This window comes from Caloramator sp. CAR-1, assembly GCF_030546345.1.
Classification (GTDB): domain Bacteria; phylum Bacillota; class Clostridia; order Clostridiales; family Caloramatoraceae; genus Caloramator; species Caloramator australicus.
Map to the genome: position 1 here is coordinate 39960 of NZ_JAUONW010000009.1, position 16711 is coordinate 56670.

Consider the following 16711-nt stretch of genomic DNA (forward strand, 5'->3'; position numbering starts at 1 on the left):
CTTTAATCTAAATTTATATTGAAATTATTAAGCTCCTCAAGAAGCCGATTGGCATCCTTAAATTTTATTGTGTTAATTCCAAGTATTTTAGCCCCTTCTAAATTCTCATCAAGATCATCTATAAATAAGGTTTCCCTTGGATTTAGATTAAACTTATTTAATAGATGTTCGTAAATCTGCCTTTCGGGTTTTACAAAGTTAATATCACAGGATATAACCATCCCATCAAATAACCTAAAAAAATCATTTTTCTTTATTGTCCATTCAAAGGCCTTTTTGTGATAGTTAGAGAGGACGAAAAGTTTGAATCCTTTTTCCTTTAATTTTTTTAGTATTTTAACCGTCTCATCGATTGGGACTAAAATATCATGCCAATTTGCCATTGCCTTTTTTATTATATGTGAATCCTCATCTGAAACCCTACAAAACCTTTCAATGGCTTCTTCCTCTGTAATTGTGCCTCTATCTAGCATCTTCCATTCTTGACTTTCAAAAATAACTTTGTAAACCCTTTCTAAAACATCCCCTTCGCAAAAGTTTAATAAATACTTTTTTGGTTCAAATCTAATCAAGACATTTCCAAGATCAAAAACGATGTTTTTTATCACGCCCTCACCCCACCTTTTGCAATATCTAAGTTAAATTATAACACCAAGGAAAAATTTGTAAAGAATTCTTTAAAATTTACACTCACGCTTTAGTCTTAATTGCATATATTAAAATTGATGAATTTTTAATGGTGAAAGATATGATGAACTATTTAAACTTTTTCTCTTCAATGATTTATGATGTTGCCTATGCAAAAATAAAAGGAAGCCGGATTTATCCAAGTATAAAAGGCTTAGTGATTTTCTATCAAACAGACGATGGAGTTTTAGTATATGTTAATGTAGAAGGGCTACCAAATTATAAAAGTGACCCAAACAATGTAAGTCCTATAGGGCCCCATGGTTTTCATATCCACGAATTTGGGAATTGTTCTGAAGATGCAGACTCCTTTATGACAGCCGGTGGGCATTATAATCCTACTAATCAGCCCCATGGAAATCATGCCGGAGACTTTCCAGTTCTTTTTTCCAACGATGGTAAAGCCTTTATGGTTTTCTACACAAATAAGTTTAAAGTAAGAGACATAATTGGAAAATCAGTAATAATACACGAAAATCCTGATGATTATAGAAGTCAGCCTGCTGGAAATTCAGGTAAAAGAATCGCCTGTGGAGTTATAAAAAAATTTATTTAGAATATAAAAAATGTTGGGCTATATAGCCCAACACAGACTGTTGAAATGGTTATTTTTTTATAAGCCCCGTGAAGGATTTCCCTGGCATTCGCTCATTTCGCTAAGCAATTCTAAGCTTTTCTTTGTTTTCAAAAGTCCTACCCTCGTGAGACGATATCCGTGTCGGCCACTCGGCTCTGCACGTCCGTGTGCAGAATTACGGACTTTTTAAAAGTCAAAAAGCAAGAATTGCTAAAGCTTATGAGAGATGCCTTTTTGAAATCCTATCACGGGACTCTTGCAATGTATAAACATCAAAGAAGGTTTGTTTTTAATCTGAATGTTGGGCTACATAGCCCAACATAAGTCTTGAAAAGCCGTCTTATTTTTATTTACATTCTTTAATTATCTCAGTATTTATTCCATCACCAAACAAGGTAAAAGGAATCTTAAACTCTTGTATTCCAGAAACATATGGTGCAAGCTCATAGAGGCCATAAATTACTACTATTCCATCCTTTGTGATATAAAAGGGCTGTTTATCAGTAAACTGTGAAACAGTTTCAAGGGCATCATCAAAGTAAGGAATATCGTTTTTGTTCTCCTTTATCTGCCTTTGGATTTCATTTATTATAATAGTCTTATAATCAAAGCCTTTTTTAAATATATCTTTGTATCCAATGATTTTCCCTGTTTTTAGGTTTATGTTATATGGTTTTAATGTAGTATTTCCATGGGCTCCACCTGTATATTCGTAGAATGTAACAGGAATGCTTAATATGCAGTTGCAGTTATAAGCGACCTTAAACCTTGTATATGCTTCATAAGGATTTCTTAAAACTCCGTCCTTTTTAGCTTGCATTGCAAGCTTTTCTATTCTCCTGCTAAAGGCAAATATGTCTTTAACAAACATTTTGTTTATTCTCGACTGAATGTGCAAATTCTTTAGCCCCGTTAAATTTGGAACATCCAAGTTAGACTTAATAAGATCCGTAATTTTTTCATAATGGAAGGTTCTAACGTTAACATTGCACTCTTGGGTTGCTTTAGATTGATTAGGTTCTGCAAAAACATTTGCTGCATTAAAAAACATTACGTTTATTGCGATTAAAAAAATTGCAATAATTCTTTTCATCCAAACACCTTCCTTCATAATTTTTCTATATTTAATTTTCCCTAAAGGAAGGTAATTATTACTTTTCTTTTTACATATTCTCTAATAGTAAAACCCCGTCTTCTAGTCTATAAACCTTATCACAAATTTCAAAAATATCTTCATCATGAGATATAATTATAAAGGTCTTGTCCTTAAGATATGAGTCTAAAAAGTTTATAACCTTTTTCTTATACTTTATATCAATAAAATTTAAAGGTTCATCTAAAATGTAAATATCAGCATTTTTAGATAATCCCCTTGCAAGCTGAACTATTTTCTTCTCGCCACCAGATAAACTTTGTCCTTTATTACTAACCCCTTCTTCTAAAATAACATTATTGTTATTGATTAATGCCAACAAATCTTCTTTAATCTCTTTTTTAATATCTGATTCTGAGTTCAAATTAATATTTTCAATTATTGTTGTATTAAAGATGTAGGCTTCAGAAGGAATTAGAATAATTTTTTCTCTTAAGCCAGATGGATCAATTAACTGATAGTTTATATCATTATAATAAATAGTGCCAGATATAGGATTAATTAATTTAATAATCAAATAACTCAAAGTCGATTTTCCTATTCCATTTCTTCCCTTTATACCAATTTTATCTCCCTTATTTATAATAAAGTTTAAGCCTTTGATTATTTGTTTATCATCATAATAAAAATCTACATCTTTTAATTTTAGAGATTTAAAGTCATCAAGTTTAAAAATTGATCCCTTATTTTCTTCATCAATATCAAATAAACTCTTAATTCTTTCTAATGAAAGTAATGATAATCTTAATTTTTTAGGAAATTCCATAAAAAATTCAATGGGGTCCCATAAACGTGAAAAATATAAGGAAAATGCCACTAAAGTTCCTGCTGTTATTACCCTTCTATAAACCAAATAACCTCCAATGCAGTAAATTAAAAGTGAAGCTAAATTCATGGTTCCTGTTACTATCACAAATTCATAAATAATATTAAGCTTAATCTCTTTATTATATAATCCAAAAATATTCTCTATTACTTTTTTTATCTTTTTTTCAATATAAAATATTGAATTATGTGCTCTTAATGTTAAAATTCCATTATAAGCTTCTTCTACTATACTATCTATCTCTTCATTCTTTTTCATAATTTCGCTATTAAGCTCATTTAATTTTGGAATAAAAATCTTTGTAAATAATATAAAAATAGGTATTAATAAAAGTAAAACCAATGTAAGAAATATATTCAACTTAATCATGATTAATATAACTGTTGAAACATAGAATAAGTTAATAATAAAAGTTGAGTAATCTGAAATAATTAAATTTTTTATTTTATCAATATCTTTATTGATTCTTTGTGTAAAATAACCTAAGTCCTTTTTTAATAATTCTCCATATTCTATGTTATTAATCTTCTTTATCATATCCTGTTTTAAACTGTTAATAACATTAATTTCAATAAAATTTTGAAAATAGTATTTTAAACTTAAAAATAAAATAAATAAAAGTGTAGCTACCAAAAAATAAAGAGCGTTATTCATAAGTTGTTCTAAATTATTCCCTTTTACAGCTTCATCTATTAAGTTTTTTGTAATCATAGGAATAAAAATTATAGTAATTTTATGTAATACCGAGAGGAAAAAATATGTAAATGCATAAATTTTAATCCTTTTAAGATATGTCCATAAAAAATAAAAAGAATCTATCATGTAATCCCCCCTATTACTTTATATAACCCACTTCACCGTCGATAACCGTCATAAATATTTCCACATCCTTAATTTGTTCAGTATTTATATTGAAAATGTCCTCCTCTAGAACAACAAAATCCGCATATTTGCCCCTTTCCAAGGTTCCATAAATATTTTCCATATAATTTGCATATGCTGCATTTTTAGTGTAACATTCTACAGCTTGTTTTACTGTTACATTTTCCCCTTTGTTTAAGTTAATATCATTTACAGCACAATGTATTCCAAGAAGCGGTTCGAATCCATTAAAATCTTTCCCTTCTTTATTTTTCAATGTTGCTGCTCCAAAGGGCGTATCGCTATTGAATATTACCTTGATTCCCTTTTCCAAAAATGTTCTAAACCTATATGTATCCTTTATTCTTCTCTCTCCTACCCTCTTTAAAGTTAATTCCTTTTCTAAAGTAAAAATAGGCTGGAATGAAGCTATGAGGTTTAAATTTTTAAATCTTTCAATATCTTCATCCCTTATTATTTGAATATGTTCAACCCTATTTCTTACATTTTTATTTGGATATATCTTATAAAGCCTTTCATATATATCCAAAAACTTTTTAATTGCAAGATCTCCTATTGCATGAAGAGCTATAGGAAAAGTGTTTTTTAATGAGAATTCAATAATATCTTCAAGCTCATCATCCCTTAGCGTCTGAACTCCTTTATTATCTGGTTCATCTTCATAGCCTTCTATTAGTAAAGCTGTTTTAGAGCCAAAACTTCCATCTAAAAAATATTTACAGGGGCCTTTTTTTATTTTCATCCCATCTTCAAGTTCTAAAAACTTTTCAAGTTCTTTGCTTTTGCCTAAGCCTCCACAGGCCATCCTAATTTTAAATTTTCCTTCCTCTTGAAGCCTTTTGTAAATTTTAAAAATCCTTGGATATTGCGTCATAATATCGTTAACCATTGTAATTCCACTTTTTAAAAGCTCCCTTTGAAGCACCATTAGTGCATTTTCAAAGTAGCTCTCATCTATCCTTTCCATAACAAGCCCTAATATTTCAAAAACCCATTCTTCATAAAAAAGCCCCGTTAATCCCTCATCATCCTTTATAGCATTTTTAGAAATTCTAATATTTTCGTCCTCATTTAATCCTAATAATTTTAAAGCTTTAGAGTTTAAAACCATAGAATGTCCGTCCTGCCTTACAAGGCAAACAGGCTTATCATTTATAACTCTATCTATATCGTATCTGTTAGGCATTCTACCTCCAAATATTCCCTCATCCCATCCAGAACCTATTACCCATTCAGTGTCCTTTGATTTGCTAAAGCTTATTAATACATTTTTAAACTCTTCAAAGGTTTCTATTCCCTTTAAATTTAAGTCAACTATACTCCTTTCAGCTTCTATCACATGAATATGGCTTTCTGTAAATCCAGGTAAAACAAGCCTTCCCTGAAGATCGACAATTTCAGCGTCATAATATTTTTCTTTTAAACTATCATAATCCCCCAAATCCTCAATCCTGCCATCCCTTACAAACATCGAATCATACACACTGTTTTTATCATCCATCGTCCATATAACCCCATTGATATACAAAGTTTTCCCCATACCTTTCCCCCTATCCTTTGTAAATTTTTCCTATTAATATATTAACATATTTTCTAGGTGTAAAACATAATGGATATAAAACAGCTAATTTATCTTTTATCATTTATTAAAATATCATAAGAATTAGTAAGGGATGGCATCTAATATTAACACCACCCCTTACTAAACTTAAGCCTATATAAATAAATCCATATTTTAGAAATGTCAAAAAGTCAAAATGTCAAGTGGCAGGCACTCTAATAATATCGCTAGAAATTCCTCTCTGGATATTTCATATCCTAAGACCTGTTTTATGGATATTGCAATATCTTTTAGTTCATCTTCAAATTCCTCTTGATTTATGTTTATTCCTATGCCTAATATGGCATATTTAACTTTTTCTGAGGAATAAAATATTTCCGTTAATATTCCGCATACCTTTTTCTCATTTAAGTAAACATCATTTGGGAATTTTAAAGTGGCATTAAGGTTATATTTTTCTATTGTTCTAATCACAGCTTTTGCTGCAGCAATGCTTAATAAAGACGTATCCTTTATCCAATCGGGATGGAGAACTATGGATAGTGCTATGGATTTTCCCTTAAAGGTGGACCATCTTCTTCCATGTGTTCCCCTTCCCTTTGTTTGTTCTTCAGCTAATATACAAAGTCCCCAATCTCCTTTTTCGGCATATTCCCTTGCAATATCATTTGTTGAGGTAACAGATTCAAAAAAAAGTATTTTTCTTCCTAAAACATCTGTGTTTAAATTCGAAAAAAACTTTTCAAAGTCAAAATCAACCCTTCCAAAGACTTTATACTCATTTTTAATCATCAGAACTTCACCATCACTCTAGAAATTTGCCCATTCTTCTAAATTTTTCGTATCTACTATTGAGCAAAGTTTCTATATCTAGATTCCTTAATAATTCTAATTCATCTACAAGGCTTTGTTTTATTGATTTTGCAGTTTCATCAACATCCCTATGGGCACCACCTATAGGCTCTTTAATTATCCTATCTATTATTCCAAAATCTAAAAGGTCCTGTGCCGTCAATTTCATCAAAGAAGCTGCCTCTTTGGCCTTTGAAGCGTCCTTCCATAGAATACTTGCAAAACCCTCGGGAGATAAAATGGAATAAATAGCATGCTCCAACATCCAAACCCTATCTCCTACTGCAAGGGCAAGGGCGCCACCACTCCCTCCTTCACCTATTACAATAGAAATTATCGGTGTTTTCAAATTAGACATTTCAAATAAATTCCTTGCTATTGCCTCTCCTTGACCGCGCTCCTCTGATCCGATTCCACAAAAGGCACCAGGTGTATCAATAAAACAAATAACTGGTCTTTTAAACTTTTCCGCCTGCTTCATAAGCCTTAGAGCCTTTCTATAACCTTCAGGATGGGGCATACCAAAATTCCTTTTTATATTTTCCTCAGTATTTTTGCCCTTCTGCTGTCCAATTACCGTAACAGGTTTTCCTTCTAAAAGGGCAATACCTCCTAAGATTGCAGCATCGTCTTTATATAACCTATCACCATGAAGCTCTATAAAATTATCAAATATCCTTTTGATAAGGTCTAATGAAGTTGGCCTTTCTATCTTCCTTGCAAGTAAAACCTTATCCCAAGGGGTTATATTCTTAAAAGAATCCCTTTGAAGTTCCTTTAATTTGTTCTCTAAAGTTTCAATTTCGCTGCTTAAATCTATATTTTGAAGTTTAGAAAACTCCTTTAATTCCTTTATCTTTTTCTGCAGCTCCTCAGAAGCCTTTTCGATTTCAAAAATATTCAAACTATCACCCCCTATGGATTAAAAGGATTTGGTAGAGGGTTTCTTTAAGATTTTCCCTTTCAACTATTAGATCTACAAATCCGTGCTCTAACAAGAACTCTGCCCTTTGAAAGCCTTCCGGAAGCTTTTGTTTTATTGTCTGCTCTATAACCCTTGGTCCTGCAAAGCCGATTAATGCATTTGGTTCAGATATTATGATATCCCCAAGCATTGCAAAGCTTGCGGTAACTCCTCCTGTTGTCGGGTCCGTTAAAACAGAAATATATAAAAGCCCTCCATCGGAATGCCTTTTTAATGCTGCACTTGTCTTTGCCATCTGCATAAGGGAAAAAATCCCCTCCTGCATCCTTGCACCGCCTGAGGCAGTAAAGATTATAATAGGCAGCCTTTTTTGAGTTGCCCTTTCTACTGCCCTTGTTATCTTTTCTCCAACAACAGAACCCATACTTCCCATTAAGAAATGGCTGTCCATTACGCCAATTACACAGTCAATTCCTTTTATCTTTCCTTCTCCAGTTACTACCGCTTCCTTAAGTCCGGTTTCATCCATTAGCTTTTTGACTTTTCCTTCGTAATCCGGATAAGAAAGGGGATTTAGAGTTGAAAGATCCTTATCATATTCCAAAAATGTTCCTTCATCTATAATCAACTTTATCCTCTGCCATGCCGTCATTCTAAAATATTTATTGCAGTTGGGGCATTTCATAAGATTTTTTTCTATATCTTCCTTTAAAACTATCTTTCCACAGTCATCGCATTTTGTAAAAAGGCCGTCGGGAATATTTACCTTAACCTCTTTTTCTTCCCTTTCCTCTTTTTTATCCACTTTTTGAGGAACCGTTACATATTGTCTTTTTTTAAAAAGATTTATCATCTAATCACCACCCTATTTTAGGTGTAAAAATCTTGCTAAGTATCCTGTATCATATATTCCTTCTATGAATTCCTTTTGGTTTAATAGCTCATAATGAAGGTCGATATTAGTTTTAACCCCTTCTATAACAAATTCCTCAAGGGCCCTTTTCATCCTCTCTATTGCCTCGTTTCTATCCCTTCCATGGGCTATTAGTTTAGCAATCATGGAATCATAGGTTGGTGGAATGCTATAGCCTTGATAAATTGCGCTATCTATCCTTATTCCAAGTCCTCCCGGGAAATGCAAAAAGTCTATCCTTCCTGGGGAAGGTCTAAAGCCATTTTGAACGTCCTCAGCATTTATTCTGCATTCAATAGCATGTCCTTTTATAGTGATATCTTCCTGTTTCAGATTAAGCTTCTCCCCTGCTGCAATTTTAATTTGTTCCTTTATAAGGTCTATTCCTGTTATCATCTCGGTTATTGGATGTTCAACCTGTATTCTTGTGTTCATCTCAATAAAATAAAAGTTTCCGTATCTATCCAATAAGAACTCAATGGTTCCTGCATTTTTATAATTAACTGCCTTTGCAGCCCTTACTGCAACCTCACCCATCCTTTTTCTTAAGTTTTCATCTAAAACCAACGATGGGGCCTCTTCTATAATCTTTTGGTTTCTTCTTTGCATGGAGCAGTCCCTTTCACCAAGGTGAACTATATTCCCATAGGAATCGGCAAGTACTTGAAATTCTATGTGTTTAGGATTTTCGATGAATTTTTCTATATACATAGAATCATCCCCAAAGGCATTTTTTGCCTCATTCTTTGCCATATCAAATGCCTTTTTAAGCTCTTCTTCATCCCTTACAATTCTAATGCCTCTTCCACCGCCGCCTGCAGCAGCTTTAACCATAACAGGAAAGCCAATTTTCCTTGCAATTTCAATTGCCTCTTCTAAATTTTTAATTTTACCTTCAGAACCGGGGACTACAGGAACATTAGCCTTTATCATTATCTCCCTTGCCTTTGCCTTATCCCCCATCATGTCAATTGATTCAGGGGAAGGACCTATAAAGGTTATATTGCAGTCCTCACAAAGCTTTGCAAACTTGCTATTTTCAGATAAAAAGCCAAATCCAGGATGGATGGCTTCAGCCTTTGTAAGGACTGTTGCACTTATTATATTTTCCATGTTTAAATAACTATCCTTTGCCCTTGCAGGTCCTATACAAACAGCCTCATCCGCCATTTGAACATGCAGAGCATCCTTATCTATCTCTGAATAAACAGCAACAGTCTTAATTCCCATTTCCCTGCAGGCTCTTATTATTCGAACAGCTATTTCTCCTCTGTTTGCTATTAAAATCTTTTTAAACATAGCATCACTCCTCAAGCCCAATTACAAAGGAAAGCTCCGCTTCACAGGCCTTTTTATCGCCAACATAAGCTATCGCCTTTCCAATTCCCATAGGTCCCCTTCTTTTTATTATCTCAACCTCAAGCCTTAACACATCGCCGGGAATAACCTTTCTTCTAAATTTTGCTTTATCTATACCGGCAAAGTAGGCAACCTTACCTTTAAATTCATCTAAAGAAAGGATTGCAACTGCACCAACCTGTGCCAGAGCTTCAATTATTAAAACTCCAGGCATAACCGGTTTTCCTGGGAAATGACCTTGAAAAAATGGCTCATTAATGCTAACACATTTTGTCCCCACAGCCCTTTCACCAGGAGTAACTTCCTCTATCCTATCTATAAGCAAAAAAGGATATCTATGGGGGATAATATTCATAATATCTTCTATATGCATAATCATCACCTACACCCTGATTTTAAATAGTTCTTGTCCGTATTCCACCATCGTTTCATTCTCTATTAGTATCTCTACGATTTCGCCATCCACATCGCTTTGGATTTCATTCATTATCTTCATAGCCTCAATTATGCATAAGGTATCTCCCTTTTTTACCTTTGTTCCCACTTCAACAAAGGGCTTTAAATTAGGACCTGGGGATCTGTAGAAGGTTCCTACTAATGGGGCTTTTATGACATGTAGGTTTTCTTCCTTTACTTTCGCTTCTTTATCCTCAAGTTTTTCCTCTTGAGGTGTCATTTCTTTTTTAACTTCCTTTACAACCTCTTTGACTTCATAGCCTTCCTTTTTCATTCTGATAGTAATATCATTGCTTATTATCTCAATAAAAGTAAGACTTGAATTATCCATTGCCTTTATTATTTCCTGAATAGCCTTAATGTCCAATTAAATCACCCCAAACTATAACTTTTTGAATATAAGGCAGGCATTGTGTCCTCCAAATCCAAAGCTATTGGAAAGCGCATAATTTACTTCTCCCCTTCTTCCTTGGTTAGGAACATAATCAAGGTCGCACTCTGGATCCTTCTTTTCATATCCAATAGTAGCTGGGATAAAGCCCTCCTCAATAGCCTTTACACATACTATCGCCTCAATTGCTCCTGCAGCACCTAAAAGATGTCCTGTCATGGACTTTGTAGAGCTTATTGGAATTTTCTTTGAATATTCTCCAAACACCTTTTTTATAGCAAGGGTTTCAAGCTTATCGTTTAAAGGTGTGCTTGTTCCGTGGGCATTTATATATGATATTTCTTCTTTTTGTATATTAGCATCTAAAAGGGCCATCTCCATCGCCCTTGATGCTCCATCTGCTTCCTCATCCGGTGCCGTCATGTGATATGCATCGCAGGTAAATCCATATCCTATAACTTCAGCGTATATTTTCGCACCTCTATTTATAGCATGCTCATACTCCTCTAAAATTACAATTCCTGCACCTTCCCCCATAACAAATCCGCTTCTTTCAAGGTCAAAGGGGATACTCGCCCTTTTAGGATCGTTTGAATTAGTAAGGGCTGTAAGGTTTGTAAAACCTGCAAGGGCAAGGGGGGTAATCGGCGCCTCAGCACCTCCTGCTATTGCAACATCTAGATAGCCCATCTGAATATATCTAAAGGCCTCTCCTATCGCATTTGTTCCTGAAGCGCAGGCAGTAACAACAGAGGAACAAATCCCCTTTGCTCCAAATTTGATTGCCACATTCCCTGCTGCAAGATTTACAATTGCCATAGGGATAAATAAGGGTCCAACCTTATTAGGTCCCTTCTCCAAAAGATTTTTATGCTCCTTTTCGATGGTTAAGAGTCCACCAATACCAGAGCCTATCACAACTCCAAATTTATTTTTATCTAATTTTTCTACATCTATCTCAGAATCCTTAACAGCTTCGATAGATGATGCCACTGCAAACTGGCAGAACCTATCCATCCTCTTTGCTTCTTTTCTATCCATGTAGTTGTTAGGATCAAAATCCTTAACCTCTGCAGCAACCTTTACTTTGAAATTTTCTGTATCAAAACTTTTTATATAGTCAATTCCAAGCCTTCCTTCCTTAACTCCTTCAAAGAAGGACTTAGCGTCGTTTCCTATGGGCGTTATCGCTCCAAGTCCTGTAACAACAACTCTTCTTTTCATTCTTATCACTCCTTACATTACCATACCGCCATCGACGTTTATTACCTGCCCGGTTATATAGGAGGCCATATCCGATGCTAAAAATGCCGCAAGGTTTGCCACATCCTCAGGATTTCCAAGCCTTTTTAATGGAATTAGCTCCATCATCTTTTCCTTTATCTTTTCAGGAAGTTTTTCAGTCATGTCGGTTACAATATATCCCGGAGCTATGGCATTTACTGTGATATTCCTTGATGCAACTTCCTTTGCAACAGATTTTGTAAGGCCTATAAGGCCTGCCTTTGATGCTGCATAGTTTGCCTGTCCTGCATTACCTATAAGGCCTATAACCGATGATATGTTTATGATTCTCCCGCTTTTTTGCTTTATCATATGGGGAACTCCAGCCTTTATAAGGTTAAAGGCACCCTTAAGGTTTACCTCTAAAACGTCATCGAAATCCTCAAGGCTCATCCTCATTAAAAGGTTATCCTTTGTAATTCCTGCGTTGTTAACTAAAATATCTATCCTACCAAATTTTTCTAAAGAAGCCTTAACCATATTTTCTGCATCGGAGTAATTTTTAACATCGCCCTGAACTAATAAAACTTCAGCACCAAAGCCCTTTAACTTTTCTTCAAGCTCCTTTAAACTATCATTATATGTTCTATAATTTATAACTAAACTTGCACCCTCCTGTGCAAACTTTTCTGCAATTGCCCTTCCTATTCCCTTTGCTGCACCTGTTATTAATGCAATCTTACCCTTTAACATTCAACCACTCCCAATTCCTTTAAAGTTTTTTCAAGGGATTCTATATCTTCAACATTTAAAGTTTTTAGCTTTCTATCGATTTTTTTAATAAATCCTGTTAAAACCTTTCCCGGTCCTAATTCTATAAATGTATCAACGCCAAGATCTATTAAATATTTAATGCTCTCCTCCCAAAGGACAGGACTTATCATTTGATGTTTTAAAGATTCCTTTATATTCTTATCAAGAGGCTTTGCAGTTTCATTAGCAATTATAGGGATAGAAGGATTCTTAAAATCATACCCTTTAATATTTTCATAAAAAACATCTGCAGATTCCTTTAAAAGCTCAGTATGAAAGGCACCGCTTACCGAAAGCCTTATAAACTTACCTTTTTTGTTTTCTACAAGCTCCCTTGCTAATTCCAATGCCCTTGTATGCCCTGCTATTACCGTCTGCTTTGGGCAGTTAAGATTTGCTATACTTAAAAATTCTTCCTGCTGTGCTTTTTCTACTATCTCCTTTACATCTTCTATATCAAGCCCGATAACTGCAGCCATTCCATAAATTCCACCTTTAAAGGCATTTTGCATTAGCTCTCCCCTTAATGTAACTATTTTCACAGCATCCTCAAAGCTTAAAACATCTGCAGCAACAAGGGCTGAATATTCTCCAAGGCTAAATCCTGCTACATAATCTGCATTCACTCCATACCTTTTTAATGCTATAAGAGAAGCTATGCTTACTGTTAATATTGAGACCTGAGCATTTTCTGTTTTATCAAGCTCCTCAGAGGGTCCATTAAAGCAAAGATTTTTTACATCTTTATTAGAATTTATATTAGCTAAATTAAAAATCTCCTTTACATCATCGTATCTTTCATAAAGCTGCCTTCCCATGCCAACGTATTGGGAACCCTGACCTGAAAAAACAAATGCTACTTTTCCCACACTAATCCTCCTTGATATAATTTTTAAACATATTTTTTATGGTATCCTCTGCACCCTTTACTAAATCCTCAATTATTTCTCTGCAGGATTCTTCCTTTTTTACAAGTCCTGCAATCTGCCCTGCCATGACAGAACCGTTTTCAATATCACCTTGCTTTGCTGCCCTTTGAAGGCTTCCTCTTCCTATTTCCTCAAATTTTTCAACATCAACGCCTTCCTTTTCCATTTGAAGCATTACTCTTGCAAGTTTGTTAAAAAGTATCCTTACCGGATGGCCAGTAAATCTTCCAGTTACAACTGTATCGATATCCTTTGCCTTTAAAACCATCCTTTTATAGTTTTCATGGACGGTGCATTCCTTTGCTACTAAAAATCTCGTTCCAAGCTGAACCCCTTCCGCACCAAGCATAAGGGCTGCAGCAAAACCTCTTCCATCCCCAATGCCCCCTGCTGCAATAACTGGAATGTCTATGGCATCCACAACCTGAGGAACTAAAGCCATAGTTGTAAGTTCACCGACATGGCCGCCTGATTCTCCGCCCTCTGCTATTACAGCATCAGCACCATATTTTTCAACCCTCCTTGCTAGGGCAACAGAAGGAACAACGGGAATAACAATCGTTCCATTCTTTTTCCACATCTCTATGTATTTTGAAGGATTTCCTGCCCCTGTTGTTACAACCTTAACCTTTTCTTCTGCAACAACCTTTGCAACCTCATCGGCGTAGGGACTTAAAAGCATTATATTTACTCCAAAGGGCTTATCTGTAAGCTTTTTTGCCCTTCTTATTTCCTCCCTAACCCATTCTGCAGGAGCATTTCCTGCGGCAATAATCCCAAGGCCTCCTGCGTTGGAAACTGCTGATGCTAAAGTAGCATCAGCAATCCAAGCCATTCCGCCTTGAAAAATAGGGTATTTTATTCCTATCATCTTAGTTATTCTTGTTTCAAACATTTCAATTCCCCCAATTAAATCCTTTCTTCTATGTAATCTACAACATCCTTAACAGTATTAAAATTTTTCCCTTCTTCAATTTCAATTCCAAATTCATCCTCAACGTTCATAACAAGCTCCACAAGATCCAATGAATCAAGTCCTAAATCCTCAAAACTTGTTTCTAAAGTGATTTCCTCCTTTTCAATTCCCATGTTTTCTGAAATGATGTTCCTTAATCTTTCAAATACCATAATTATTCTCCTTTCTTTTGAAATTCAAATATTTTTATTTTCAAAATATTAAACATTAAATTAAACTTCTAAAAGAGCCGCACCCCAGGTTAGACCTCCACCAAATCCTACGAGAATTATCTTATCCCCCTTTTGAACCAGGCCATTTTTATATACTTGGTCTAGGGCTATTGGAATGCTGGCAGCAGAAGTATTGCCATAATCTTGTATGTTTATATAAAATTTTTCTAAACTTAATTTTAATTTTTTTGCTGCAAACTCAATTATCCTTATATTAGCTTGATGAGGAATAATCAATTTTATTTCATCTAGACTTAAACTACTGTCCCTTAATACCCTTTCTATGCTGTCGACTATAACCTCCGTTGCAAACTTAAAAACTTCCCTTCCATCCATAAATATGTGTGATTTTGGCTGTTCGTTAAAAACAATCGGGTTATTTACTGAAATTGCAGGTATTTTTAAAAGTTTCCCCTTTGAGCCGTCGGAGGCAATAAAGTTATTTATTATTCCTTTTTCTTCGCTTAGCTTTAAAAAGGCTGCCCCTGCACCGTCACCAAACAACACACAGGTATTTCTATCCTTCCAATCCACTACCTTTGATAAAACCTCCGCCCCAACAATAAGGGCATTGTTAAATCCACCACCCTTTATCATTGACGTTGCAATCGATAGGGCATATAAAAATCCGCTGCAGGCTGCATTTATATCAAAGCAGGCAGCCCTTGAGGCTTTTAATTTTTCCTGCAGCATGCAGGATACTGAAGGGGTGAAATTATCTGGCGTAACAGTTGCTGCGATTATAAGCTCGATTTCCTCTGGACCTATCTTTGCCCTTTTTATTGCATCTATTGCTGCTTTAAACGCTAAGTCAGAAGTATCCTCGCCCGTTGATATATGTCTTGTTTTTATCCCTGTCCTTGTCGTAATCCATTCGTCGTCAGTTTCAACAATCGAGCTTAAAAATTCATTATCAAAGATGCCTTCAGGAACATAACTTCCAGTCGATAATATCTTTACATTTCTCACATCTCATCACTCTTTTCTTAAAATTAAGTCATATTTTTTTCTAAAAAATTCCTTAAGTTTTTCTAAAGAACTTATAAGGATCTTTTCCTCTTCTTCTGATAATCCATCGATAATGCTTCTTATCATCTCATGATGGAACCTTTCATGAAGCTTATAAACAAGCTCACCTTTTTTAGTTAGCCTTACGAAAACAACCCTTCTATCCTCTTCGGATCTGAATCTTTCTGCGTATCCTTTTCTTACTAATTTATCAACCATTATAGTAAGAGTTCCCATTGTAACCTTTAGATCCTGTGCAACCTCTCCCATAGTTCTTTCGGAAGACCTTCCAATTGCTTCAATGGCATGGACTTCAGTTATTGAAATATCTGAGAGTTCACCGCTTTTTAAGGCGTTTTGTTCGATTAGTAAAATATCGTTAAAAATATCCACAAGAAGTTGATTTAATACACTATAGGACTTATCCATCAAATCACCTCAAAGTCTTATATTAATTCTTTTGTTTACTTCAACGGATATCAAATATGCTGCTGCTGACTTTATTATATCAGGAATTATAAATGGAATCATCCCTATCTTTAATGCCTTTTTAAAGTCCATCCCTGTCACATACTTTAAATAGGGAACTCCAATGGCATATATTATAAAGACACACAATATTACAATTAGCATATCAAAAATCTTATTATTAAATTTTACCCCTTTTCCTAAGATGTAAGCAGCTATTGGGAAGGACATTAAATATCCCCCGGTAGGTCCGATTAAAACTTCAAATCCACCCCTTCCACCTGCAAAAACAGGAAGCCCCACAGCGCCAAGCAATATGTAAATTAATACAGCCAGTGCTCCATCCTTTGCCCCTAATAATAAACTTGCTAAAAATACTCCTAAGGTTTGTAAAGTTATTGGAACAGTTCCTATCGGAATGAAAACAAAGGATAATACACTTAAAATAGCTGCAAACAAAGCTATCTTTGTAACATTCTTAACGTGCAAATTATCTTCC

19 protein-coding genes are annotated in these 16711 nt (G+C 34.6%); 1 reads left to right on the forward strand and 18 read right to left on the reverse strand.

The annotated features are described in order from the left end of the window. Nucleotides 1-2: 2 nt before the first annotated feature. Nucleotides 3-608: an HAD family phosphatase gene (locus Q3V94_RS02845; protein WP_303525007.1), complete on the reverse strand. Its 606-nt coding sequence runs from the start codon at nt 606-608 to the stop codon at nt 3-5. A 140-nt stretch (nt 609-748) separates the two neighbouring features. On the opposite strand from Q3V94_RS02845, the gene Q3V94_RS02850 reads away from it, so the two are divergent. Beyond that, entirely contained in the window at nt 749-1243 is a 495-nt protein-coding gene (locus tag Q3V94_RS02850; protein WP_242822570.1) for a superoxide dismutase family protein, read from the forward strand. 367 nt (nt 1244-1610) lie between these two features. On the opposite strand, the gene Q3V94_RS02855 is transcribed toward Q3V94_RS02850, so the two are convergent. The 17 genes from Q3V94_RS02855 to Q3V94_RS02935 all read right to left on the reverse strand — a co-directional run bounded on the left by Q3V94_RS02855 (nt 1611) and on the right by Q3V94_RS02935 (nt 16701). Beyond that, on the reverse strand, nt 1611-2357 hold the full coding sequence (locus Q3V94_RS02855; RefSeq protein ID WP_303525008.1) for a DUF3298 and DUF4163 domain-containing protein: 747 nt from the start codon (nt 2355-2357) through the stop codon (nt 1611-1613). A 70-nt stretch (nt 2358-2427) separates the two neighbouring features. Beyond that, nucleotides 2428-4065 carry an ABC transporter ATP-binding protein gene (locus Q3V94_RS02860; RefSeq protein WP_303525009.1) on the reverse strand — a complete coding sequence of 546 codons (1638 nt, stop codon included), beginning with the start codon at nt 4063-4065 and terminating at the stop codon, nt 2428-2430. 13 nt (nt 4066-4078) lie between these two features. Continuing rightward, the gene (locus Q3V94_RS02865) at nt 4079-5665 is read right to left on the reverse strand and encodes an amidohydrolase (protein ID WP_303525010.1); all 1587 of its coding nucleotides are present in this window, start codon (nt 5663-5665) and stop codon (nt 4079-4081) included. A gap of 204 nt (nt 5666-5869) precedes the next feature. Continuing rightward, complete coding sequence (locus Q3V94_RS02870) at nt 5870-6478, reverse strand: biotin--[acetyl-CoA-carboxylase] ligase (RefSeq protein ID WP_303525011.1); 609 nt, start codon at nt 6476-6478, stop codon at nt 5870-5872. Nucleotides 6479-6491: 13 nt separating this feature from the next. After that, a complete protein-coding gene (locus tag Q3V94_RS02875) occupies nt 6492-7442 on the reverse strand; it encodes an acetyl-CoA carboxylase carboxyltransferase subunit alpha (RefSeq protein ID WP_303525012.1) in 951 nt (316 codons plus the stop codon). Nucleotides 7443-7446: 4 nt separating this feature from the next. Then, nucleotides 7447-8313, reverse strand: coding sequence for an acetyl-CoA carboxylase, carboxyltransferase subunit beta (gene accD, locus Q3V94_RS02880; protein ID WP_303525075.1), 867 nt, complete (start codon nt 8311-8313; stop codon nt 7447-7449). A 15-nt stretch (nt 8314-8328) separates the two neighbouring features. Then, nucleotides 8329-9675, reverse strand: coding sequence for an acetyl-CoA carboxylase biotin carboxylase subunit (locus Q3V94_RS02885; RefSeq protein WP_303525013.1), 1347 nt, complete (start codon nt 9673-9675; stop codon nt 8329-8331). Nucleotides 9676-9679: 4 nt separating this feature from the next. Continuing rightward, on the reverse strand, nt 9680-10114 hold the full coding sequence (fabZ, locus tag Q3V94_RS02890; RefSeq protein ID WP_008908886.1) for a 3-hydroxyacyl-ACP dehydratase FabZ: 435 nt from the start codon (nt 10112-10114) through the stop codon (nt 9680-9682). A 3-nt stretch (nt 10115-10117) separates the two neighbouring features. Continuing rightward, nucleotides 10118-10558 (reverse strand): acetyl-CoA carboxylase biotin carboxyl carrier protein, encoded by a 441-nt coding sequence (accB, locus tag Q3V94_RS02895; protein ID WP_008908885.1) that lies wholly within the window; start codon nt 10556-10558, stop codon nt 10118-10120. A 15-nt stretch (nt 10559-10573) separates the two neighbouring features. Then, entirely contained in the window at nt 10574-11806 is a 1233-nt protein-coding gene (gene fabF / locus Q3V94_RS02900; RefSeq protein ID WP_303525014.1) for a beta-ketoacyl-ACP synthase II, read from the reverse strand. Between the two features lie 12 nt (nt 11807-11818). Then, nucleotides 11819-12559 (reverse strand): 3-oxoacyl-[acyl-carrier-protein] reductase, encoded by a 741-nt coding sequence (gene fabG / locus Q3V94_RS02905; protein ID WP_303525015.1) that lies wholly within the window; start codon nt 12557-12559, stop codon nt 11819-11821. Next, nucleotides 12553-13488 (reverse strand): ACP S-malonyltransferase, encoded by a 936-nt coding sequence (gene fabD / locus Q3V94_RS02910; protein ID WP_303525017.1) that lies wholly within the window; start codon nt 13486-13488, stop codon nt 12553-12555. The genes fabG and fabD overlap by 7 nt, the downstream gene beginning before the upstream one ends. Nucleotide 13489: 1 nt before the next feature. Beyond that, a complete protein-coding gene (gene fabK, locus Q3V94_RS02915; protein WP_303525018.1) occupies nt 13490-14443 on the reverse strand; it encodes an enoyl-[acyl-carrier-protein] reductase FabK in 954 nt (317 codons plus the stop codon). A gap of 14 nt (nt 14444-14457) precedes the next feature. Then, nucleotides 14458-14676, reverse strand: a complete 219-nt coding sequence (acpP, locus tag Q3V94_RS02920; protein WP_303525019.1) for an acyl carrier protein — start codon at nt 14674-14676, stop codon at nt 14458-14460. A gap of 60 nt (nt 14677-14736) precedes the next feature. Beyond that, a complete protein-coding gene (locus Q3V94_RS02925; protein ID WP_303525020.1) occupies nt 14737-15705 on the reverse strand; it encodes a beta-ketoacyl-ACP synthase III in 969 nt (322 codons plus the stop codon). A gap of 6 nt (nt 15706-15711) precedes the next feature. Continuing rightward, the gene (locus Q3V94_RS02930; protein ID WP_303525021.1) at nt 15712-16173 is read right to left on the reverse strand and encodes a MarR family winged helix-turn-helix transcriptional regulator; all 462 of its coding nucleotides are present in this window, start codon (nt 16171-16173) and stop codon (nt 15712-15714) included. 9 nt (nt 16174-16182) lie between these two features. Continuing rightward, complete coding sequence (locus tag Q3V94_RS02935) at nt 16183-16701, reverse strand: biotin transporter BioY (protein ID WP_303525022.1); 519 nt, start codon at nt 16699-16701, stop codon at nt 16183-16185. Nucleotides 16702-16711 lie beyond the last annotated feature (10 nt).